Genomic DNA, 19,293 nt, shown 5'->3' with positions numbered 1-19,293 from the left:
ATTCCGATCATTGCGGTGTTGGCGTGGTTCGCCTTTTAGGCTTTGAACCTTTTCGCTATCGCGCGTCATACAGTCGAAGCGTCCCTAAGCTTCACTCCTACCAGAAAGCCCCGCTTCCCCCAGCGGGGTTTTCGCTGTCGGCGCTGCATCAACGCACCGATTTTTTCAAGCGCCCTTTTTGGCTTGACCACTTTTTCCCGATGCAGCAGCCTAGATATGGGCAGGGTTTTGAGGAGGCACAATTGCCGAAAACCCTAGTGGAATTCAGAGCGCAGAACCTTCGTTTGCTTGAACAGCTTTGTCCGGACGATCCGGGCTACATTCAATCGTGGATCAGGAAGTTCGACCAGCAGAATGGGATCGAACCTGAAGCTCCTGCGAAGTCCCGCCGGGAGCGAGGTGTTGCTTCACCCAAGAAGGCCAGGTCCGGCGACCGAACCAATTGAGCGCGTGGTTGCCTTCGCTCGGCGCCGGACACTACGGCCAAGAGGCGTTGGGCTGGGCAGCTCGCCGCTTTTTCCGGGGAGCGCTCGCCTTGGCCTTCAACTTACCGCTCCCGGTATTCGACACACGAGTCACGCCTCCGAGTGCAGCTGCAAGAACCCTCGCGCTGAGCGAGGGCATTTGGCTCGTCAGCTTCATGCATTCTGATCTGAGATACTTCGACCTGGAGCAGAAAACCCTGCAACCTCTCGACAATCCATTCGGCACGAGGCTGTCACCCACGTCTTAGGTACGTACCGTGACCCCTGTTTTCGGGCTGGCATTGAAAGCCTTGGAGCGGGTGAAGGGAATCGAACCCTCGTATTCAGCTTGGAAGGCTGCTGCTCTACCATTGAGCTACACCCGCGACAGGGGCTCCCTAACACGGCCGGGCGACGGTCTCAACTGCCCATCAACTGCCCAATCGACTGCTTTCCAGCGCCTTCCCGGTCTTGCGAACAGCTGCTGGTTCCTCCCGACCCGCCTCCCCTTAACAACACCGGAATTGCCGCCTATATTGATGTCTTCCGCAACCAACGAAAGGAGGTGATCCAGTGTCTCTTACCAAGCGCTGTCACCTCGCTGGGATCGCCCGCTAAGCTTTGAACAAAGGCTTGGCATCGGGGCGCTCTCAGCCCTGGACCAGCGAGCAAGAAATCGGGCGCGACGGGGCCTCCCCGCCGCGCCTTTTTCGTAGGTCACGCGCCTGCTGTTCAGGCGGGCGGCTCGCCGGCGAGCACCTCGCGGATCCTCAATGACAGGTCCGCCTTCCGGTACGGCTTTCTCAGCAAGGCAACGCCGGGACCGAGATGCCCCTCGTGGTCGAGGGCGTTGTCGGTATAGCCGGACGTATAGAGCACCCTCATACTCGGGCGGAGGCGGCGCACGGCCTCCGCCAGTTCCTGCCCGTTCATGCCGCCGGGCATGATGATGTCGGTGAACAGCAGATCGAATTGGGCGCCCTGCTGCACCAGCGCAAGCGCGGTTGCGCCGTCGCCGGCTGCGAGGGTGCGATAGCCGAGGCTGCCGAGCTGGGCAATGACATAGCCCTGCACCAGCGGATCGTCCTCGACGACGAGAATCGTCTCGTGCCCGCGTGCCGCCGCGGGCGCCTGCAGTGGCCCGGTCCTCGCCTGCGCTCCGCCCGCAGAGCGCGGCAGAAACAGCCGAATCACGGTGCCGCGGCCTTCCTCACTCTCGATCGCAACGCTGCCGCCGCTCTGCTTGGCGAAGCCGTAGACCATGCTGAGGCCGAGCCCGGTGCCGCGACCGACCCCTTTGGTGGTAAAGAACGGCTCGAACACGCGGTCGCGGAGGTCGGCGGGGATGCCATGGCCGGTGTCGGCCACCGCGACCATGATGAAGGCGCCGCGCCCGGCGTCACCGTCGCCAGCGCCATCCGCGCCATCGAATTCGCGGTTCGCGGTCTCAAGCGTCAGCGTGCCGCCGCCAGGCATCGCATCGCGCGCATTGACCGCGAGATTGATGATCGCCGACGACAGCTGCGACGGATCGGCCATCGCCGGCCAGGCGTCGTCCGCGAGGCGGGTCACGATCTCGATGTTTCCGCCCAGGATCGGCTTCAACAGCTTCGCCGTCTCGAGCACGAGGCCGTTGACGTCGATCTCGCGCGGCTCCAGCGGCTGCCGACGCGCAAAGGTCAAGAGCTGCGAGGTGATCTCCGCGCCTCGCGCCGCCGCATCGTCGATGAGCTGGGCGATCGCGGCGAGGTCGGGCTTGTCCGCCAGCCCCTCCCGGATGATCTCGATGGTGCCGATGATGACTGTGAGCACGTTGTTGAAGTCATGCGCAACGCCGCCGGTGAGCTGACCGATCGCATCCATCTTCTGCGACTGGCGAAGCCGCTCCTCCGTCTCGTGCTGCTCGGTCAGATCGGTGGCCGACCCACGATACCCCATGAAGCGCCCGTCGGCGCCGAACACCGGCTGGCCGTTGACGCTGAAATGGCGCGCGCGCCCAGCCGCATCGCGGCCGCGATACTCGAACTTCCGGAACGGCTCGTGGCGATCCAGCGTCGCCAGGTGACCGCGCCATTTCTGCGGCTCGGCATCGCGGTCGAAGGCGGCATCTGAACGGCGCCTCCCGATCAGCGCCGTGTGGTCCATGCCGAAAGCATCGGCCCGCTCTGAAATGTAGGTGAACACGTGATCCGGACCGGTCTCCCAGAACCAGTCGGATGCGGTCTCGGCATAGTCACGGAAGCGCTGCTCGCTCGCGCGGGCGTTCTCCTCGGCATGCCGCCGGATCTTCAGGTCACGCTCGAGATTCCCATTGGCCTCGCGCAGCTCGCCATAGGCATGTTCGAGGTTGGCGCACATGGCGTTGAAAGCAACGACCACCTTGTCCAGCTCGTCGGCCTCGTAAGGCGGCCGGCGCTCCAGGCGCAGCGGTGGCGGCGGCCGGCCGAGGCTGTACTTGCCGACGTACTCGACGATCGCGACGAGATGCCGGGTCACCAGCAGATGAAACATGTAGATGATGAACAACGAGACGAGGAACGTCTTTGCCGCCTGGCTTGCCAGAATGACGAGGGCCCTGTTCAACAATTGCTGATAGACGTCGGTCAGCGTCGCCTCGACCCGGAGCGTGCCGATGGTACGCGAGGTCCCCTGCGCCATCGTGCTCAGCGGAAACTCCCGGGTCATGATCGAACGGGTGTTTCGCTCGCCGACTTCCACGCGGATCGGATTGGGCCGATCGGCGATCTCGCGGACCTCTGCCGCACGGATGTCGGGCAGCCGTAGAATGCCATCGAGCTGCAGCTTGAGCTGGTTCTGGTCGAGATTCCACAGGCTCTCTCCGAGGCTGCCCGTGGTGCTGCGGCCGATCTCGTCCAGCCGCGTCTCGATCAGTCCGACCTCACGATTGTAATCCAGATAGAGCTGGAGAGCGGTCAGGGTCAGCGTCACGACCGACGAGAACAGCAGCACGGCGGCCAGCAGCCGGGGCCCGACGCCGCTGCGCGACCAGTTGAAGATCCGCGACAGGAGCGCCGCGAACATCGCAGGCGCGAGCGCGGTGCCGATGCCGGTCAAATCCTGCTTCGCAGCCGCCGGCGCAATGGCGCGGCCACGCTTGGTCTCATCGTCACCTGCGTTGCCCATGCACCATGTCCTCGAGAATGGCGGCACCTGCTCAGCTTACCGATCGCAGCCGCGAGCAAGGTGAACGGTTGAGGCCCTGCCTCAGCACGCGTAGACGTGGCGATCCTGTCGGCCCTTGATCCTGTCGGCCCTTGATCCTGTCGGCCCTTGGGCGGCTTGAGCTCGACAGGGTCATATCTTGCGCCCAGCAACAGGATTCACGCAAACTACCACCTCTCGTGCTAGAATAACATCGGTGAAAGTCCGGAGCCGCCCGCACAACGAGAACGCGCTATCAACGTTGCGGACCGGCGCAGCTGCCATCTGAGATAGATCGCGCGGCACCGGAATCCGATGGTAGCAGAGCACGCCCAAGGCATGGCCAGGGAGATGCGTCATGAGGCGGATAGTCGTGGTCTGCCTGTTGCTGCTCGCGGCAGGCCCGTCGCAGGGGCAAGAGGTCATCCGGCTGGCACGCATCGCCGATATCCCCGATCAATATGTCGGCGGCGAGATGCTCCGCGCGGTCTATGCCCGGCTGAACATCAAGCTCGAATTCGAGGATGTCCCCGGCAAGCGCGCGCTCACGCTGTCGAGTACCGGCGAGGTCGACGGCGAGATCCAGCGGATCGGAACGTTGTCTCGCGACTATCCGACGCTGATCCAGGTGACACCTGCGATCAATTACATCGAGCCCACTGTCTTCACCACGAAACTGCAGTTCGACGTCGCCGGCTGGAATTCGATCAGGGACTACAGCATCGGCATCGTACGCGGCGTCGGCTCGTCGGAAGCCGGCACGCGCGGCATGACCCGGGTCACGGCGACCACAAGTCTCGACAACATGGTCAAGATGCTCGATGCCGACCGCTTCGACGTGATGGTCACCGACCTCTTCAGCGGGTTGGCTGCGGTGAAGAAACTCAATCTCCAGGCCAGGATCCGTCCGCTCTCACCACCACTCGAGCGCATCAGCATCTACCACCATCTGCATGAACGGCATCGCGATCTCGTGCCGAAGGTCGGAAGGATGATCGCGCAGATGGAGGCGAGCGGCGACCTCGCACAGTTGCGGGAAACCCTGATCAAGCATGTGCTGAGCGGGATGTGATACGCAGTCAGTTCGTGCGAAGCCGCTCCCGCACCGCAACCGCCGCGATCAGCAGCCCGACGCACCAGGCCATGGCCGCCCGCGGCGGCTCGTCGCCGAGAAGCACGGTGAAGATGCCCGCAAGCAGGCATGGCGCGATCGCCTTGCCGGACCTGCTCGCGAGTGAGAGCAGGAACGGCATCGCGGCGATCGATATCTGCACGACATTCATGGTTGCAGGCTGTTTCGCAAGCGTTGGGCTTAGAAGCCGCAAACGCTCATTGCGGGCGGGCGCTTGCCGCGCCGGCTTTCGACGATGCGCTCGCCGCCGCTCTCGGCCGAGCTGCCGTAATAGCGGTGGTGGCCGCTCTGGTCGTGCAGATCCGCAGGGTCCGACTTTCCCGCCCGACGCGCGTCGCAGATGATCTTGATGGTCGACATGGCCGCCTCCGAAGTGTTCTTGGTGGCAATCAGTCGCGCCGATTTCGAGCGGCGTTCACATTTTTCGGCCGCAATCGGGTTTCGGGAAGGTTTCGTCGCCGCACCCCGACGCAATATTTTCCGCAGCCCCATTGTCGGCCGCGGCGGTGGTGATACGTCCTTCGGACGCGCGCAGCGAAAATCAACGAGGTGACGATGCTTTACGCTATCCTGGCTTATCACGTGGAAGACGAGATCTTGTCCTGGACGCCCGAGAAGGACGCCGCGGTCGTGGCCAAAGTGATCGAGGTTCAGGCGCCCCTCCGGGCAAGCGGGCATTTTGGCCCGGCCGCCCGCCTGGATGAGACCCGAAAGGCCCGCACCTTGCGCGGCCCCGGCGCGGGCGTCGTGCTGGACGGCCCGTTTGCCGAGACCAAGGAGCAGCTTCTGGGCTTCCACCTGGTCGAATACGACACGGACGAGGAGGCGATCGCGGCCGCGCGGACGCTGCGCCAGGTCAATCCGTCAGCGGTCTACGAAATCCGCCCGGTCAAGCTTTACGTGCCGGCCGACGGGTTCGGCACGACGCCCTCCGGCGAATGAGCGGCAGGCCTATTTGTCCGTCCCGGTCGGCCCGACATAGAAGCGCTGGATCAGCAGGCCGCCGAAGGCGATGAACCACACGAACGGCGCGACTTGCGGCGCGAACGCCGCAACGACCGTGCCCGGGATAAACACCAGCAGCGGAAACAGCGAAGCCATGATCTCCTGGCGCCAGCCGCCCAGGATCCTCCACCACAGCCAGGCATTGAGGCCAGCGATCGCGGTCAGGTGCAGGCCGTAGAGCACGGCGACCGCACTGCTCGTGGGGTAGTTGGTGTAGAGGCCGTTGGTCACCGGCAGCAGCACGATCGACAGCAGGAAGAACAGATTGAGGATCACCGCGCCGCGGCTGCCGACGGGCTGGCGCGCCAGTCGCCGGTGATGGCTGATCCAGAACACGCCGGCGATGATGAAGCTGAGCGCAAGACCCGCGAGCTTGCCGGAATAGACCCGGGCGAGATCGTTCCAGTCGGGCGCGCTGGTGAACACCGCGGCCTTGGGCAGGTCGTAGGCGAGCAGCGTCATGGCGACGCCAAAGATGGTGTTGCTGAGCGATTCCAGCCGTCGCATCTCGAACTGGTCGGATTTGAGCTCGGTCATACCGGGAGACGCTTTTCGGAATGGAACCTTGGGCCGTCTTGTCCCTAGGTCTTAACATCGGTCTCGTCCAGACGCATTGCGATTCGCAGCGGGATCGCCGACTCTGGCTGTTTCACCGGGGCGATTCGTGGCGACATATCTGGACACGCTCAATGCGGAGCAACGCCGCGCCGTGGAGCATGGCGTGGCCGAGGGTGCGACCGTGGGCGCGCCCCTGCTCGTCATCGCCGGTGCAGGCTCCGGCAAGACCAATACGCTGGCCCACCGCGTCGCGCATTTGATCGTCGCGGGCAGCGATCCGCGCCGCATCCTCTTGATGACGTTCTCGCGCCGCGCCGCGGCCGAGATGTCCGGCCGGGTCGAGCGCATCGCCCGGAAAGTCCTCGGCGAGAACAATGCCGCGATCATGCGCGACGCGCTCACCTGGGCCGGCACGTTCCACGGCATCGGCGCACGGTTGCTGCGCGAATATGCCGAGCGGATCGGTGTCGATCCCGCCTTCACCATCCACGACCGCGAAGATTCCGCCGACCTGATGAACCTGGTCCGGCACGAGCGCGGATTGTCGAAAACAGAGAGCCGCTTTCCCGCCAAAGGCACCTGCCTGTCGATCTACTCGCGCTGCGTCAATGCCGAGATGGAGATCGAGAAGGTGTTGGGGGCGCACTATCCCTGGTGCGCAGGCTGGGCGGCCGAGCTGAAGGGCCTGTTCGCGGCCTATGTCGAGGCCAAGCAGGCCCAGCACGTGCTCGATTACGACGACCTGCTGCTCTACTGGTCGCAGATGATGAGCGATGCCCTGATCGCGGAAGAAATCGGCGGCCGCTTCGATCACATATTGGTCGACGAGTATCAGGACACCAACCGCCTGCAATCCTCGATCCTGCTGGCGCTGAAGCCGGACGGACGCGGCCTCACCGTCGTCGGCGACGACGCGCAGTCGATCTATTCGTTCCGCGCCGCCACTGTCCGCAACATCCTGGATTTTCCGCAGAGCTTCTCGCCGCGCGCCGAGATGATCACGCTCGACCGCAATTACCGCTCGACGCAACCCGTGCTGGCGGCGGCCAACGGCGTCATCGGCCTGGCGCGCGAGCGTTTCACCAAGAACCTCTGGACCGACCGTACTTCCGCGCAAAAGCCGCAGCTCGTCACCGTGCATGACGAGGCCGACCAGGCCCGTTACATCGTCGAGGAAGTGCTGGCCAACCGCGAGCAAGGCGCGCTCCTGAAGCACCAGGCGGTGCTGTTCCGGACGTCCTCGCATTCGGGCCCGCTGGAGATCGAGCTCACCCGCCGCAACATTCCCTTCGTCAAGTTCGGCGGGCTCAAGTTTCTCGACGCCGCGCATGTCAAGGACGTGCTGGCGCTGCTGCGCTTCACCGAAAATCCGCGCGACCGCGTCGCCGGCTTCCGCATCTTGCATCTGTTGCCGGGCATTGGACCCGCGACGGCGCAGCGTGTGCTCGACCAGATGGCCGAGAGCACCGATCCGCTCGCCGCGCTTGGCCGGCTCCCGGTGCCCCCGCGCACCGGCGCGGACTGGACCGACTTCGTCCGCACGATCGAAAATTTGCGCTATTCGGAATGGCCGGCCGATCTCGAACGCGTGCGGCTGTGGTACGAACCGCATCTCGATCGCCTCCACGAGGATTGCGAGACCCGTCGCGCCGATCTGATGCAGCTCGAGCAAATCGCGAGCGGCTATGCCTCGCGCGAGAAATTCCTGACCGAGCTCACGCTCGACCCGCCGGATGCGACCAGCGACAAATCCGGGCCACCCTTGCGCGACGAGGATTATCTGATCCTCTCCACCATCCACTCCGCCAAGGGCCAGGAGTGGACATCGGTATTCGTGCTCAACGTCGTCGACGGCTGCATGCCGTCGGATCTCGGCGCCGGCACCAGCGCCGAGCTCGAGGAGGAACGCCGCCTGCTTTATGTCGCGATGACGCGCGCCAAGGACGATCTGCACCTCGTGGTACCGCAGCGCTTCTTCACCCACGGCCAGGCCGCCAAGGGCGACCGCCACGTCTACGCCTCGCGCACCCGCTTCATCCCCGAGCAGCTCGTCTACCTGTTCGAGCGGACCGCCTGGCCGAAGGCCGGCGCAAGCTCAGCGCGCACTACCGCGCAAGGGCCAAAGGTCGACATCGGCGCGCGGATGCGCGGGATGTGGCGCTAGGCGCCCAGCCGATCGAACTGGACCTTGCCTGCCTTGATCACCAGCGGAATGTGCTCGCCCTGGCCGAGCAGGCAGGCCACGTCGCGCAGCGGGTTGCCGTCGACCACCAGCAGGTCCGCGATGGCTTCGGGCATGATGCGGCCGAGCTTACCCTCCATGCCGAGCACCTCGGCGCCGACCAATGTCGCGCTGGCAATGACGGCGCGCGGCCCGAGAATTTCGGCGCGGATGCGGAATTCGTCGCTCTGCAGACGCTGCGACGGCCCAAGCAGGTCGCTGCCGAACCCCATCTTCACGCCGGCATCGCGATAGATCGTGAGCGAACGCAGCCCGGCGTCGCGGACATCGGCGATCTTGGCAACGCTTTCGGGCGGCAGGCCATACTGGGCGCCCTCGTTGGCCAGCGCCTCGTAGGTGACCAGCGTCGGCACCACATAGGCGCCCTTCTCGGCCATCAGCTGCGCGGTCGGAACATCGACCAGATTGCCGTGCTCGATGGTACGCACGCCGCAGCGCACCGCGCGTTCGATCGCGGCAGCGGTGTAGGCGTGGGCGAGCACATAGGTCTGACGCCCGCGTGCCTCCTCGACGATGGCGCGGATCTCGTCCTCGGAGTAGCCGAAGGCACCAACCGGGTCGGTCGGTGAGGCGACGCCGCCGGAGGCCATGATCTTGATCTGGTCGGCGCCCATCTGGAGCTCTTCGCGCGCCGCCCTGCGCACGCCGTCGACACCATCGGCAACGCGCGCCAGCGCGCCGACACGCACGCAGCAGGGGCACGGTGCGTCGCTGGCGAGGTAGTCCGAGCGGGCCCGCATGTCGCCGTGGCCGCCGGTCTGGCTGAGCGCACGCCCCGAGACGAACAGGCGCGGACCGTCGGTGAGCCCGGTCTCGATCGCCTGCTTCAGCGCATGGCCGGCGCCTCCGGCGTCGCGCACCGTGGTGAAGCCCCGCCGCAGCATGCCGCGCAGCAGCAGCGTCGAACGTAGCGTCACCAGCACGTTGGACATGTGCCCCTGCTGCGCCAAATTGAGCTCCACGGCGATCGCATGCACATGCAGGTCGATCAGGCCGGGCATCAGCGTCTTGCCCTTCAGATCGACGGTGCGGTCGGCTTCCACCTGGAGCGGCCGATCGGAGACCTCCTTGATCAGATTGTCCTCGACCAGCACGTGATGTCCCTCCAGGAGGTCCGGCTGAAGCGGATCGAGCAGAGCGGCATTCTTGAAGAGCACACGGGACATGACGACTTCCTGTCTTATCAGGACTGGATGAGCAGCGCGGGCAAGGCGAGCTGGGCGAATGGAAGACACGCGGCGCTATCGTCCTCGACGTACCAGCCTGCCTCATGGAGCAGATTGAGCGAGCCGAGCGTGCGCCCGCGCCAGCGCACGGGCATGTTGAGCACGCTTTCGCAGCCGAGCGAAGCGATCAGCTCGTGATCGGAGAACACCTCGCGCAGATCGTCCCGGGTCCGGCCGATATACGCCTCGCCGCGGTCGAGCACGGCCTCGGTCCACGGCCCCGGCGCCAGGCGTTTGCGTCCGCCCGCCGGGTAAGGTCCGGGAAGATTGGAATACACCCGCGCTGCTTCCCTTGTGTCGTCGTCATAGGTCAGGATCGTGAACAGCTTGTGCCCGATCGCCGATTTCAAGGCGTCGTCCAGCGCCGAGTACAGGGCATCCGGCTGATCCGCCCTGCCCTGCGCGGCCGCCACGGCGCAGAGCAGCGGATCGGATCGGTGTTTCGTCTCCCTCATGCGACTTCGCCCGCCGCGATCTCTTCCAGCGAACGGCCGCGCGTCGGCACCCCCATCAGCACCACGGTGAGCGCGCCTAACAGCAGCACGCTCGTGGTGAGGCCGAACACGCCGGCAAAGCCGAAGTTGGGATAGAGGTAGCCGACCAGGATCGGCGAGACGATCGCACCGATGCGGCCGATCGCGGAGGCGAGCCCGGCGCCGGTGGTTCTCACCGCCGTCGGAAAGACCTCGGCGGTATAGGCATAGACGCCGGCATAGGTGCCGTTCATGAAGAAGGACAGTAGAATTCCGGCGACCATGATGTGCTGGTCGCTCTGCGCGAATGCAAGTCCGAGCGCGCTGGCGCCGCCGAGCACCATGTAGGAGGCGATCGTCGCCTGCCGGCCGATGCGCTCGTTGAAGTACGCGGCGCTGAAATAGCCGGGAATCTGCGCGCAATAGATCGCGATCGAATAGGCGAAGCTCTTGGTGATGCTCATGCCGTTCTGGACCAGAAGGCCGGGGATCCAGACGAAGAAGGAATAATAGCTGAACGTGATCGTAAGCCACATGATCCAGGTCATGATGGTGATGCGCGCCTGGCGGCCGGCGAGGAGCGCGGCGAAATTGGCAAACAGCGTCCCACCCGTCACGGCAGGCGCCGTGATTTCGACGACCGGTTGCGGCAGGATGTGGCCTTGGCTCACAAATCCGGCCTCGATCCTGTCCAGCACGGCTGCGGCTTCCTTCTCCCGGCCCTGGCTTTCCAGCCAGCGCGGCGATTCCGGCAACGCCCTGCGCCACCACAACAGCATGACGACCGGCACGGCGGTGATCACCAGAACGATGCGCCAGCCGTTCTCATAGGCGGGCACGATGAAATAGCCGAGCAAGGCCGCCGCGACGAAACCGAAGGAGAAGAAGCCGGCGAGCGCGCCGGTAAAGCTGCCGCGGTAACGCCGTGCGACGAATTCCGCCAGATAGGGCGCAATGATTGCGCTCTCCGCGCCGGTGCCCATGCCCGCGACCACGCGGGCGGCGAAGAAGGACGACCAGTCGTTCACCGCCGCGCTGACGATGGAGGCGACGCAATAGAGCGCCAGCGCCGACATCATCACCGCGCGACGGCCGATCAGGTCACCCAGCGTGCCCGCCAGCAGCGCGCCGAACAGGAAGCCGATATAGGTGCTGCTGCCGAGCACGCCGATCTGCACGCTCGACAGATTCCAGGTCGTGCGCAGCACCGGCAGGATGAACGCCAGCACGGCTGCGTCCATCGCGTCGAACATGTAGCCGAGCCCGCCCATCAGCAGCAGATGCCGTGGAAGCGCGCAAATGGAAGGCGCTCGATGCGCGCCGAGATCATCGACATGAAAGTCCCCTCTGTCTGGCGGCCCGGCACTCCGCTCATTCCCTGGGGGAACCATAGACAAGGAGATATTATCGTCATAATTTATAATCATGATCTAGTACATCACTGTGGTGAATGTTCTGTCCTTTCGAACGCTCGACCTCAACCTGCTGAAAGTCTTCGAGGCCCTGATGACCGAGGGCAGCGTCACGCGCGCTGCTAACGCGCTTCTGATGACGCAGCCGGCGGTCAGCAACGCGCTCGCACGACTGCGGGACGCGCTCGGCGATCCCCTGTTCGTCAGGTCCGGCACCGGCATCCGTCCGACCCAGCGCGCCGTGGTGTTGTGGGAGCCGATCGGCGAAGCGCTCGAAACCGTCCGGGGCGCGCTCGACGAGCAGGTGTTCGATCCGCGCCGTGCGCAGACCGAGTTCAGCCTGTCGATGTCGGACTATGTCGCCTCGCTGGTGATGCCGAACCTGCTGAACCATTTCGGCAAGGTCGCGCCGAAGGCGCGGATCCATACCGTCCCCAACACCGTCGTGGAGATCGCCGACCAGCTCGAAGACAATCGCGTTGATTGTGTGTTGAGCGTCTATGTCAACGAAGCACAGCAGCCGGCCGCCATCCGCTCGCGCTCGCTGTGGACCGTCGACTACGCCTGCTTCATGCGGCGCGGCCATCCGCTCGCGGCGATGAAGCGGCTGAGCACGCGCAGCTTCCTCAACGCGGGGCATGTCGATGTGAGCCTCGCCGGCAAGACATTGCCGTCCTACGACCTCTTCCTCGCCTCGCGCGGGCTGTCGCGCAACCTGGTCGCGACCGTCAATCACTACAGCGCCGCCTACGAAATCGTGCGCCAGTCCGACCTGATCGCCGTGCTGCCGAGCGATTTGCGCTCGCAATCCCGGCACGCGCCGTTCCTGCACGCCATGCCGCTTCCGCTCAAGGCGCCGCCACGCATCGTCAGTCTGTTCTGGCACCAGCGCAACGACACCGTACCGGCGCAGCGCTGGCTGCGCGACACCCTGGTCGAGATGTTCGCCAGGTCCGACTGAGCCGCGGGCGGTGGGCCCCCGACACCATGAAAAAAGAGAAACAATGGGTTTCTCGAAGCAGCATTGTGCACCAGTCCCCGCTGCTTAGCTCCAACCAAAGCAATCCCCTCCCCCAGTGACAGGCGCGCAAGCCGCGCCCGCAGAGACCGCATCAATGACCGCACCGCTCGAATTCGGACTGGACACCTTTGGCGACGTCACCAGGGACGCCGCCGGCGCGATGGTTCCGCACGCGCAAGCGATCCGCAACGTCGTCGACGAGGCGGTGCTCGCCGACGAGCTCGGCCTCGACTTCATCGGCCTCGGCGAACATCACCGCGCCGACTTCGCGATCTCCTCCCCTGAGACCGTGCTGGCCGCCATCGCGTCGCGGACCAGCCGCATCCATCTCGGCTCGGCCGTGACGGTGCTGAGCTCGGACGATCCGATTCGCGTCTTCCAGCGCTTTGCCACGCTCGATGCACTCTCGAACGGGCGGGCCGAGGTAATCCTCGGCCGCGGCTCGTTCACGGAATCCTTCCCGCTGTTTGGCTTTGATTTGCGCAAGTACGAAGAGCTGTTCGAGGAGAAGCTCGACCTGTTCGCGGCACTGCTGTCGCAGAAGCCGGTGACCTGGGAAGGCAAGCTGCGTCCGCCGCTGAAGGATCAACTGGTCTATCCCCCGGTCGAGAACGGCACGCTCAAGACCTGGATCGGTGTCGGCGGCAGCCCGCAATCGGTGGTGCGCGCGGCGCATTACGACCTGCCCTTGATGCTCGCGATCATCGGCGGCGATCCCGCGCGCTTCGGGCCCTTCGTCGATCTCTACCATCGCGCGTTCAGGGAGTTCGGCCGCCCGGCACAGCCGATCGGCGTGCACTCGCCAGGCTATGTCGCCGAGACCGACGAACAGGCGCGCGAGGAGCTGTGGCCCGACTACAAGGCAATGCGCGACCGCATCGGCAAGGAACGCGGCTGGCCACCGATGGGCCGCGACGAGTTCGTGAACGAGGCCGAGCACGGCTCGCTCTATGTCGGCTCGCCGGAGACGGTCGCGCGCAAGATCGCCAAGACGGCAAAGACACTCGGCATATCGCGGTTTCAGCTGAAATATTCGGCGGGCCCGCTGCCGCATGGCAAGCTGATGAAGAGCATTGAGCTCTACGGGCGGAAGGTGGTGCCGATGGTGCGGGAGATGATGAGGTGACTTGCGCGCTGCGCCAGTCCGCCTGCGCCCTCCGGGCTACGGCGCGACAGCCTTCGCTCACTTCGCGCCATGACCATCGGTGCCGGCTTGCCGAGCCGTAGCTCGCGAAGCGAGCGAAGGCTGGTGGGGGAGGCAGGACTCGAACCTGCGAAGCCATAAGGCGGCTGATTTACAGTCAGCTCCCTTTGCCACTCGGGACACTCCCCCGCTCGATGGCAGCACAATCGGGCCGGACCTTGCCGGCGACCGAAGACGGCCATGGAACGTGAAGGCCGCGACAGCCCGGATGGGGGCGCGACCGGGCGCGGTTATCGGCGAAGCGATGGGGTAAAGTCAACCGAGGCGAACAGCTAAAATCGACCTCGAAGCCACCCAAATTGCCATATTCCGGGACCCGTGACACAAGCGAGCCCATGAAGGATCGAAAATTCAACCCGAGGGGCCCCCGCGGCGGGTCTAAGCCCTTCAACAGGCCCGGAAAATCCGCCGGGCGCCCGGCCCGGCGCGATCGCGATTCGGACACCGACGGTCCTGTCATCCTCTATGGCTGGCACACCGTCTCCATGGCGCTCGCCAACCCCCAGCGGCAGATCCGCAAGCTGACGCTGACCGAGAACGCCGCAAGGCGTCTGGCGGACGAGAACATCGCGATCCCGGTCACGCCCGAGATCGTCCGGCCCCAGGAGATCGACCGGCTGCTGTCGCCGGACGCGGTGCACCAGGGCCTGCTCGCCGAGGCCGACCCCCTGCCCTCGCCCGACATCGAGGATTTGGAGCAGGACGGCATCGTGCTGGTGCTCGACCAGATCACCGACCCGCACAATGTCGGCGCGATCCTGCGCTCGGCGGCGGCGTTTGCGGTGAAGGCGATCGTCACCACCGCGCGCCACAGTCCGGAAGCGACCGGCGTGCTGGCCAAGGCCGCCTCCGGCGCGCTGGAGCTGGTCCCGATGGTGACGGTGCAAAACCTCGCCCGCGCACTGACCACGCTGAACGAGCTCGGCTTCCAGACCGTCGGGCTGGACAGTGAAGGCAGCGCCGATCTTTCCGAGGTCACCCTGCGCGAGCCGCTCGCGCTGGTGCTGGGCGCGGAAGGCAAGGGCCTGCGGCAATTGACACGCGAAACCTGCAGCGTCGTGGCGCGGCTCGACATGCCCGGCGAGATCAAGAGCCTCAACGTCTCGAATGCCGCCGTGCTCTCGCTCTATGTCGGCGCCAGCCGGCTCGGGCTGATGAAGCGGTAACAAAACAAAACGCCCGTCCGCATCGCGGACGGGCGTTTCGTTGGCTCAACCGATCAAGCGATCAGTAATAGCGGCGCAGCACGCGGTGGCCGCCATAGTACGGCGCATGGCGCGGGGCGTAGCCGTAGCGCGGACCGTAGCCGTAATGCGTGCGCGGCAGATAGCCGGCGCGCGGGCCGTAGCCGTAGCGATACGGACGGTAATACGGGCGGCGGTAGGGATAGGCGGCGGGCGCTTCGACCGCGGCGGCGCGATAGCCATAGCCGTGCCCATAGCCATAGCCACGGCCGTAGCCGTAATTGGCGGGCGCAACCACCGCGTCCTCACGGTAGGTCGGATACGGCGCGAAGGCGCCCGGGCCGGTGTAGGTCGGGCCCTGATTGACGTGATAATATTGCGTGGTGGGCTCGGCGAGACGCTCATAGGCGCCATAGCCGTAGCCGTAGCCGTAGCCGTAGCCGTAGCCGGCCCCGTAACCGCCGCAACCGGTGTTGCAGCCGGAATAGACCGGCGCGACCGGCTGGCACGGATTGAAGCCGCAGGCCGCGGCGGGCGCGGTGGCAGCGAACATCACGGCAGCCGCCGCGACCAGTCCCGAAATCATCTGACGCATTACTCTCTCCTGTTGATTTTCGTTTGTTGTTTTCGTTTCTTAACCCGGCGGCCTGCCGGGTATCTCTGCACGCGGCCGCGGCCGAGGACGCCGCGGATAGTCGTTGATCTCAGGCGCGAGGATCACCGGCGGCGGATTGACGGGCACGTCCATCTGCGGCGGCAGCGGCGCCGATTGGGCGCCCCAGCTCTGGTGATAGCTCTCGGGCGGCTTGGGCAATTTGCGGTTCGCGGGTGGCTCGACCTCGAGCCGGCCGTAGCCGGGCCGCAGGCCCAGCGTCGGGTAGTAGTGGCCGACGTCCGTGGGCTGGCGCTCGGCGACATAGCGCCCGCCATAGATGGTGGGCTGCACCTGGACGTTCTTCCCCAAGCCCCAGGTCCCCTCGACCACGGCATAGGACGCGTCGATGTTGTTGATGATGATGGGCACGCCCGGCCGACCGGGAACGACGATATCGAAGCCGCCGCCGGCAAACGCCGTCGCGGGCAGTCCGATCAGAAAGGCAGCAAGCGCTACAACGCGCATGAAGAAATCCCATTTATCCGGCGACAAACCTACCCGATGGCGACGCAGAGAGGGTTAAGGCCCTCTCACCAATTGCTGGTAAGCCTAATGTGTAAGGATTACGCGCCGCTCAAATGCTGCAAGGCGAACTAGCGAAGCATTAACGCCGCCGGACCCAGCAGTCCGGAACCATGGGGCGTGCTCACTTCCGTTTGACTGTGGCTGACAAAAATCCGCCGGTTTCAGCGGAACGTCCGGCGTCTTCGGCGTTTAGCCCCCGTCAACAAAATGGGAGCCAACAATCATGAATATCAAACTTCTCGGAGCCACGGCGATTGCGGCGACCCTGGTGACGGGCTCTGCCATGGCGCAGGCCGTGATCACCAATCCCGGCCGCTGCGCGGCGCAATTCCCCAACGCCAACTGCCAGAACGTCGGACCGGGAAATCCGTACACAGATAGCGGCTATCGGCATCGTCGCGTGTCCTATCGCCAGACCAACAACGGCGATTGGAATAACGACTGGAACAGGAGCCGCACCGGCTTCTGGCCGACCGACGTCGCCGCCGGCGCGGTCGGAGCAGCCGCTGGCGTGGCCGGCGCGGCCATCGGGACTGCGGGCGCGATCGCAACCGCCCCGTTCCGTGCCACGAACGACGCCTACGCCTACGACAATGGCTGGGATAATTCGTGGAATAATTCTTGGGACAACCGCGGCTGGGACACCCGCACCTACGCCCAGCGCAACGGCTTCGTCTGCACGCCCGGCACCTGGTTCAAGGGCCAAGACGGCCGTCGCCACATCTGCCAGTAAGGCGCTTTGAACCGAACGCGATAGATCAGGCGGCCTTCGGGCCGCCTGATTCATGTCTGGATCGGGGGATCGCGGGTTCTGGCACTTTCCGGTCAAGTCTGGTATTGCGGCGCGCACGGGCGGACAGCCCCGGCAAACGCCGGCCCTGCCCCGCTTCTCCAGGCGTCGCCGGCTTAGCTCAGCGGTAGAGCAGCGGTTTTGTAAACCGAAGGTCGGGGGTTCAATCCCCTCAGCCGGCACCAATCAAATCAGCACCCTAGCTTGATTTTGTAGCCCTGTGAATCCGCTTCATTCTGCAGAAAACGCGCTTTCGGGCTACGTGGGGCTACTCGTTCGGCGCGCGCGAACCACAGCACGAAGAGCCATTGTAAGTGAGCCCGGATCCCGTGGCGTCGTGAGTAGCCCAGTCGAGACAGTCCCAACTTTACCGCGCCCGCCGCAGCTAGACACTCCGAGTAATTGCGTTCAGCACCGGGCCGATGGGGAGCCCTCGAAGCTTGCGAGGAGACGCCATCGGATCTGCAAACGGTGGCACAAGGCTGCGAGGGTTATCGCGAGCGAGCACCGGCACGCATCGCCGGGTCGGGAGACCGGGTGAGAGGTGGCCGCCAGCGCGACCCGCCTAGGCCAACATCATGAGGCTGGCTTACATTGGCGCCTCGCCACGGGCTAAGCGTGCGGCGATTAACACCAGCTCCGTCCCGTCGATCATGATTAGCGGTCTAGCGCCTTAGTCTTCACGGTTTTTCCTTCGTCGACCGGACGAGTTTTGCGATGATGGAGCGCATCGGAATCACCCAAGGCAGCGACCTTCAACCCGGGCTTCGCCGCGTACCGACCCCGCCGCGGTCGCACGCGACCGTTCCAGATCCTGAGCGAAGGCCACAGCCAGGTCTTCATGGCGCTCAGACAAGCGATCCACGCCGGCCGGTTCACGTGAGCCATGGCGGCAAGCGCCAGACCGTCTGCCCGTACACTCTGGGCCACGCCGCCGGTGAGGAGCGCGCATTCTCCTTGTGGAGGTAAGTTCGAGCACGAAGCGTCCGGTCAAAGCCAGCTGGATCTGCCTTCGGTTGTCGAACATCGAGGACGTTTGCTTCGCCGACGAGCCTTGGATAGAGGAAGTCTACCCGAGGCCGGTGCAACGATGTGTCGATCAGGTGCACTTGGATGCGAGGCACCTACCTCGCGGCGCGGGCCTCGACTAGGATGTAAACGTCGGCTTACCGATGCACAGCGGAAGCTCCGAGTTTGAGCGTGACCGGGCCCTGTTGACCCTTAGCGGCCGCTCCAGCGGCTTGGCTTTTGCGCGGCAACTTTTCAGGGACTTGCAGCGTTCCGTTTGCTGGCCGTCCGGGGCCGGCGACACGGGTATGCAGGAGTACGTTAAATGAGGTTTCAGGGCGCACAAGACATTCAGAGCGCCAATGACATTCTCAGCAAAGTACCTGCCGTCACGCTCGGCTTCTGGGTGATCAAAATCCTTGCCACCACTCTGGGTGAGACTGGTGGTGACGCGGTGACCATGAGCTGGCTCCACGCAGATCAGAATGCCCAGAACGGCGGATATCTGATCGGAATTGCAATCTTTCTGGCCATTTTCGTTGCCGCAGTCATTGCTCAGATTTCAACGACGAAGTTCAATCCTTGGGTCTACTGGCTCGCCATTGTTGCTTCCACGACCGTCGGCACCGCGCTGGCGGATTTTTTTGATCGCTCCTTGGGGATCGGTTATGTGGGAGGCTCATCCATCTTGCTGGCCTGTGTGCTTTGCTCCCTTGCTGCGTGGTACGCGACTTTGGGCTCAGTGAGTGTGGAGACGGTAACGTCCCCAAACACCGAACTATTCTATTGGATCACGATTACGTTTTCGCAAACCTTGGGTACTGCTCTCGGGGACTGGATCGCCGACGACACCGGACTGGGATACGATGGAGGCGCTCTACTGTTTAGTGCGGGACTTGTGGTGCTTGCGGCGCTGTATTACTGGAGCAAGGTATCGCGGGTGTTTCTGTTCTGGGCAGCCTTCATTCTCACGCGTCCTCTGGGGGCCACTGTTGGAGATTTTCTGGACAAGCCAATCAGCCATGGCGGGCTCGCCCTAAGTCGTCCTTTTGCTTCCGTAGTCATTCTCGCTGCAATTGTCTTGCTCGTGGCTATCCTTCCGCAGCGGCCTGGACGGCATTCGGTCAATTGGACTTCGCAGCCAAGGACCGAGTAGCACCCAGCTTTATACGGGAGGTCGCCTGTTTGCCTCAGAGTGGAAGTCTTCGCGATCAGCCCCCGCCTGCCCGCTG

18 protein-coding genes and 3 tRNA genes are annotated in these 19,293 nt (G+C 64.5%); 10 read left to right on the top strand and 11 right to left on the bottom strand.

The window, feature by feature from the left end; translation table 11 throughout:
- Window positions 1-776: 776 nt before the first annotated feature.
- Together IVB48_RS00795 and IVB48_RS00790 are read right to left on the bottom strand one after the other, a co-directional pair.
- Window positions 777-850: transfer RNA gene (locus tag IVB48_RS00795), tRNA-Gly, on the bottom strand.
- 346 nt (window positions 851-1,196) lie between these two features.
- On the bottom strand, window positions 1,197-3,608 hold the full coding sequence (locus IVB48_RS00790; RefSeq protein WP_247396539.1) for an ATP-binding protein: 2,412 nt from the start codon (window positions 3,606-3,608) through the stop codon (window positions 1,197-1,199).
- 376 nt (window positions 3,609-3,984) lie between these two features.
- Between IVB48_RS00790 and IVB48_RS00785 the strand changes: the two genes are divergently transcribed.
- Window positions 3,985-4,698: a transporter substrate-binding domain-containing protein gene (locus IVB48_RS00785; RefSeq protein ID WP_247396536.1), complete on the top strand. Its 714-nt coding sequence runs from the start codon at window positions 3,985-3,987 to the stop codon at window positions 4,696-4,698.
- Window positions 4,699-4,705: 7 nt separating this feature from the next.
- On the opposite strand, the gene IVB48_RS00780 is transcribed toward IVB48_RS00785, so the two are convergent.
- Both IVB48_RS00780 and IVB48_RS00775 read right to left on the bottom strand, forming a co-directional pair.
- The gene (locus IVB48_RS00780) at window positions 4,706-4,909 is read right to left on the bottom strand and encodes a hypothetical protein (RefSeq protein WP_247396533.1); all 204 of its coding nucleotides are present in this window, start codon (window positions 4,907-4,909) and stop codon (window positions 4,706-4,708) included.
- Between the two features lie 29 nt (window positions 4,910-4,938).
- The gene (locus IVB48_RS00775) at window positions 4,939-5,118 is read right to left on the bottom strand and encodes a hypothetical protein (RefSeq protein ID WP_247396531.1); all 180 of its coding nucleotides are present in this window, start codon (window positions 5,116-5,118) and stop codon (window positions 4,939-4,941) included.
- Here IVB48_RS00775 and IVB48_RS00770 point away from each other — a divergent pair.
- Together IVB48_RS00770 and IVB48_RS00765 are read left to right on the top strand one after the other, a co-directional pair.
- Window positions 5,108-5,311, top strand: a complete 204-nt coding sequence (locus IVB48_RS00770; RefSeq protein WP_247396528.1) for a hypothetical protein — start codon at window positions 5,108-5,110, stop codon at window positions 5,309-5,311. The genes IVB48_RS00775 and IVB48_RS00770 overlap by 11 nt on opposite strands.
- A 2-nt stretch (window positions 5,312-5,313) precedes the next feature.
- Entirely contained in the window at window positions 5,314-5,700 is a 387-nt protein-coding gene (locus IVB48_RS00765; RefSeq protein WP_247287075.1) for a YciI family protein, read from the top strand.
- Between the two features lie 9 nt (window positions 5,701-5,709).
- Here IVB48_RS00765 and IVB48_RS00760 read toward each other — a convergent pair whose 3' ends face one another.
- Entirely contained in the window at window positions 5,710-6,300 is a 591-nt protein-coding gene (locus IVB48_RS00760) for a TMEM175 family protein (protein ID WP_247287077.1), read from the bottom strand.
- Between the two features lie 127 nt (window positions 6,301-6,427).
- On the opposite strand from IVB48_RS00760, the gene IVB48_RS00755 reads away from it, so the two are divergent.
- Complete coding sequence (locus IVB48_RS00755) at window positions 6,428-8,485, top strand: ATP-dependent helicase (RefSeq protein ID WP_247396525.1); 2,058 nt, start codon at window positions 6,428-6,430, stop codon at window positions 8,483-8,485.
- Here the strand turns inward: IVB48_RS00755 and IVB48_RS00750 are convergent.
- The 3 genes from IVB48_RS00750 to IVB48_RS00740 are packed head-to-tail and all read right to left on the bottom strand — an operon-like array spanning window position 8,482 to window position 11,533.
- Window positions 8,482-9,729 carry an amidohydrolase family protein gene (locus IVB48_RS00750; RefSeq protein WP_247396522.1) on the bottom strand — a complete coding sequence of 416 codons (1,248 nt, stop codon included), beginning with the start codon at window positions 9,727-9,729 and terminating at the stop codon, window positions 8,482-8,484. The two genes, IVB48_RS00755 and IVB48_RS00750, sit on opposite strands and share 4 nt — an antisense overlap.
- A 17-nt stretch (window positions 9,730-9,746) precedes the next feature.
- Complete coding sequence (locus IVB48_RS00745; protein WP_247396519.1) at window positions 9,747-10,244, bottom strand: GAF domain-containing protein; 498 nt, start codon at window positions 10,242-10,244, stop codon at window positions 9,747-9,749.
- Complete coding sequence (locus tag IVB48_RS00740) at window positions 10,241-11,533, bottom strand: MFS transporter (RefSeq protein WP_247396516.1); 1,293 nt, start codon at window positions 11,531-11,533, stop codon at window positions 10,241-10,243. Before IVB48_RS00740 ends, IVB48_RS00745 begins: the two co-directional genes overlap by 4 nt.
- Window positions 11,534-11,708: 175 nt before the next feature.
- Between IVB48_RS00740 and IVB48_RS00735 the strand changes: the two genes are divergently transcribed.
- Together IVB48_RS00735 and IVB48_RS00730 are read left to right on the top strand one after the other, a co-directional pair.
- On the top strand, window positions 11,709-12,635 hold the full coding sequence (locus tag IVB48_RS00735; protein WP_247396513.1) for a LysR family transcriptional regulator: 927 nt from the start codon (window positions 11,709-11,711) through the stop codon (window positions 12,633-12,635).
- A gap of 154 nt (window positions 12,636-12,789) precedes the next feature.
- A complete protein-coding gene (locus IVB48_RS00730) occupies window positions 12,790-13,821 on the top strand; it encodes an LLM class flavin-dependent oxidoreductase (RefSeq protein WP_247396510.1) in 1,032 nt (343 codons plus the stop codon).
- A 121-nt stretch (window positions 13,822-13,942) separates the two neighbouring features.
- On the opposite strand, the gene IVB48_RS00725 is transcribed toward IVB48_RS00730, so the two are convergent.
- Window positions 13,943-14,028: transfer RNA gene (locus IVB48_RS00725), tRNA-Tyr, on the bottom strand.
- A 206-nt stretch (window positions 14,029-14,234) separates the two neighbouring features.
- Here IVB48_RS00725 and rlmB point away from each other — a divergent pair.
- Complete coding sequence (gene rlmB, locus IVB48_RS00720; protein WP_027567567.1) at window positions 14,235-15,065, top strand: 23S rRNA (guanosine(2251)-2'-O)-methyltransferase RlmB; 831 nt, start codon at window positions 14,235-14,237, stop codon at window positions 15,063-15,065.
- A 61-nt stretch (window positions 15,066-15,126) separates the two neighbouring features.
- Here rlmB and IVB48_RS00715 read toward each other — a convergent pair whose 3' ends face one another.
- A complete protein-coding gene (locus IVB48_RS00715) occupies window positions 15,127-15,678 on the bottom strand; it encodes a hypothetical protein (RefSeq protein ID WP_247396507.1) in 552 nt (183 codons plus the stop codon).
- 39 nt (window positions 15,679-15,717) lie between these two features.
- Complete coding sequence (locus IVB48_RS00710) at window positions 15,718-16,203, bottom strand: hypothetical protein (RefSeq protein ID WP_027567569.1); 486 nt, start codon at window positions 16,201-16,203, stop codon at window positions 15,718-15,720.
- A gap of 283 nt (window positions 16,204-16,486) precedes the next feature.
- On the opposite strand from IVB48_RS00710, the gene IVB48_RS00705 reads away from it, so the two are divergent.
- From IVB48_RS00705 to IVB48_RS00695, 3 genes are all read left to right on the top strand, one after another.
- Window positions 16,487-16,996: a hypothetical protein gene (locus IVB48_RS00705; protein WP_035961364.1), complete on the top strand. Its 510-nt coding sequence runs from the start codon at window positions 16,487-16,489 to the stop codon at window positions 16,994-16,996.
- A gap of 167 nt (window positions 16,997-17,163) precedes the next feature.
- Window positions 17,164-17,238: transfer RNA gene (locus tag IVB48_RS00700), tRNA-Thr, on the top strand.
- 1,148 nt (window positions 17,239-18,386) lie between these two features.
- The gene (locus IVB48_RS00695; protein WP_247396506.1) at window positions 18,387-19,217 is read left to right on the top strand and encodes a hypothetical protein; all 831 of its coding nucleotides are present in this window, start codon (window positions 18,387-18,389) and stop codon (window positions 19,215-19,217) included.
- The last annotated feature ends 76 nt before the right edge of the window (window positions 19,218-19,293 follow it).

It is taken from the genome of Bradyrhizobium sp. 76, from assembly GCF_023073025.1.
Lineage (GTDB): Bacteria > Pseudomonadota > Alphaproteobacteria > Rhizobiales > Xanthobacteraceae > Bradyrhizobium.
Note: the sequence above shows the minus strand (reverse complement) of the source record. Positions and strands in the feature narration are given on the sequence as shown.

Excerpts from the sequence above, each read along its gene's own strand:
- IVB48_RS00790 (WP_247396539.1), bottom strand. The coding sequence starts at position 3,608 with ATGGGCAACGCAGGTGACGATGAGACCAAGCGTGGCCGCGCCATTGCG.
- IVB48_RS00785 (WP_247396536.1), top strand. The coding sequence starts at position 3,985 with ATGAGGCGGATAGTCGTGGTCTGCCTGTTGCTGCTCGCGGCAGGCCCG.
- IVB48_RS00780 (WP_247396533.1), bottom strand. The coding sequence starts at position 4,909 with ATGAATGTCGTGCAGATATCGATCGCCGCGATGCCGTTCCTGCTCTCA.
- IVB48_RS00770 (WP_247396528.1), top strand. The coding sequence starts at position 5,108 with ATGGTCGACATGGCCGCCTCCGAAGTGTTCTTGGTGGCAATCAGTCGC.
- IVB48_RS00775 (WP_247396531.1), bottom strand. The coding sequence starts at position 5,118 with ATGTCGACCATCAAGATCATCTGCGACGCGCGTCGGGCGGGAAAGTCG.
- IVB48_RS00765 (WP_247287075.1), top strand. The coding sequence starts at position 5,314 with ATGCTTTACGCTATCCTGGCTTATCACGTGGAAGACGAGATCTTGTCC.
- IVB48_RS00760 (WP_247287077.1), bottom strand. The coding sequence starts at position 6,300 with ATGACCGAGCTCAAATCCGACCAGTTCGAGATGCGACGGCTGGAATCG.
- IVB48_RS00750 (WP_247396522.1), bottom strand. The coding sequence starts at position 9,729 with ATGTCCCGTGTGCTCTTCAAGAATGCCGCTCTGCTCGATCCGCTTCAG.
- IVB48_RS00745 (WP_247396519.1), bottom strand. The coding sequence starts at position 10,244 with ATGAGGGAGACGAAACACCGATCCGATCCGCTGCTCTGCGCCGTGGCG.
- IVB48_RS00740 (WP_247396516.1), bottom strand. The coding sequence starts at position 11,533 with ATGGGCGGGCTCGGCTACATGTTCGACGCGATGGACGCAGCCGTGCTG.
- IVB48_RS00730 (WP_247396510.1), top strand. The coding sequence starts at position 12,790 with ATGACCGCACCGCTCGAATTCGGACTGGACACCTTTGGCGACGTCACC.
- rlmB (WP_027567567.1), top strand. The coding sequence starts at position 14,235 with ATGAAGGATCGAAAATTCAACCCGAGGGGCCCCCGCGGCGGGTCTAAG.
- IVB48_RS00715 (WP_247396507.1), bottom strand. The coding sequence starts at position 15,678 with ATGCGTCAGATGATTTCGGGACTGGTCGCGGCGGCTGCCGTGATGTTC.
- IVB48_RS00710 (WP_027567569.1), bottom strand. The coding sequence starts at position 16,203 with ATGCGCGTTGTAGCGCTTGCTGCCTTTCTGATCGGACTGCCCGCGACG.
- IVB48_RS00705 (WP_035961364.1), top strand. The coding sequence starts at position 16,487 with ATGAATATCAAACTTCTCGGAGCCACGGCGATTGCGGCGACCCTGGTG.
- IVB48_RS00695 (WP_247396506.1), top strand. The coding sequence starts at position 18,387 with ATGAGGTTTCAGGGCGCACAAGACATTCAGAGCGCCAATGACATTCTC.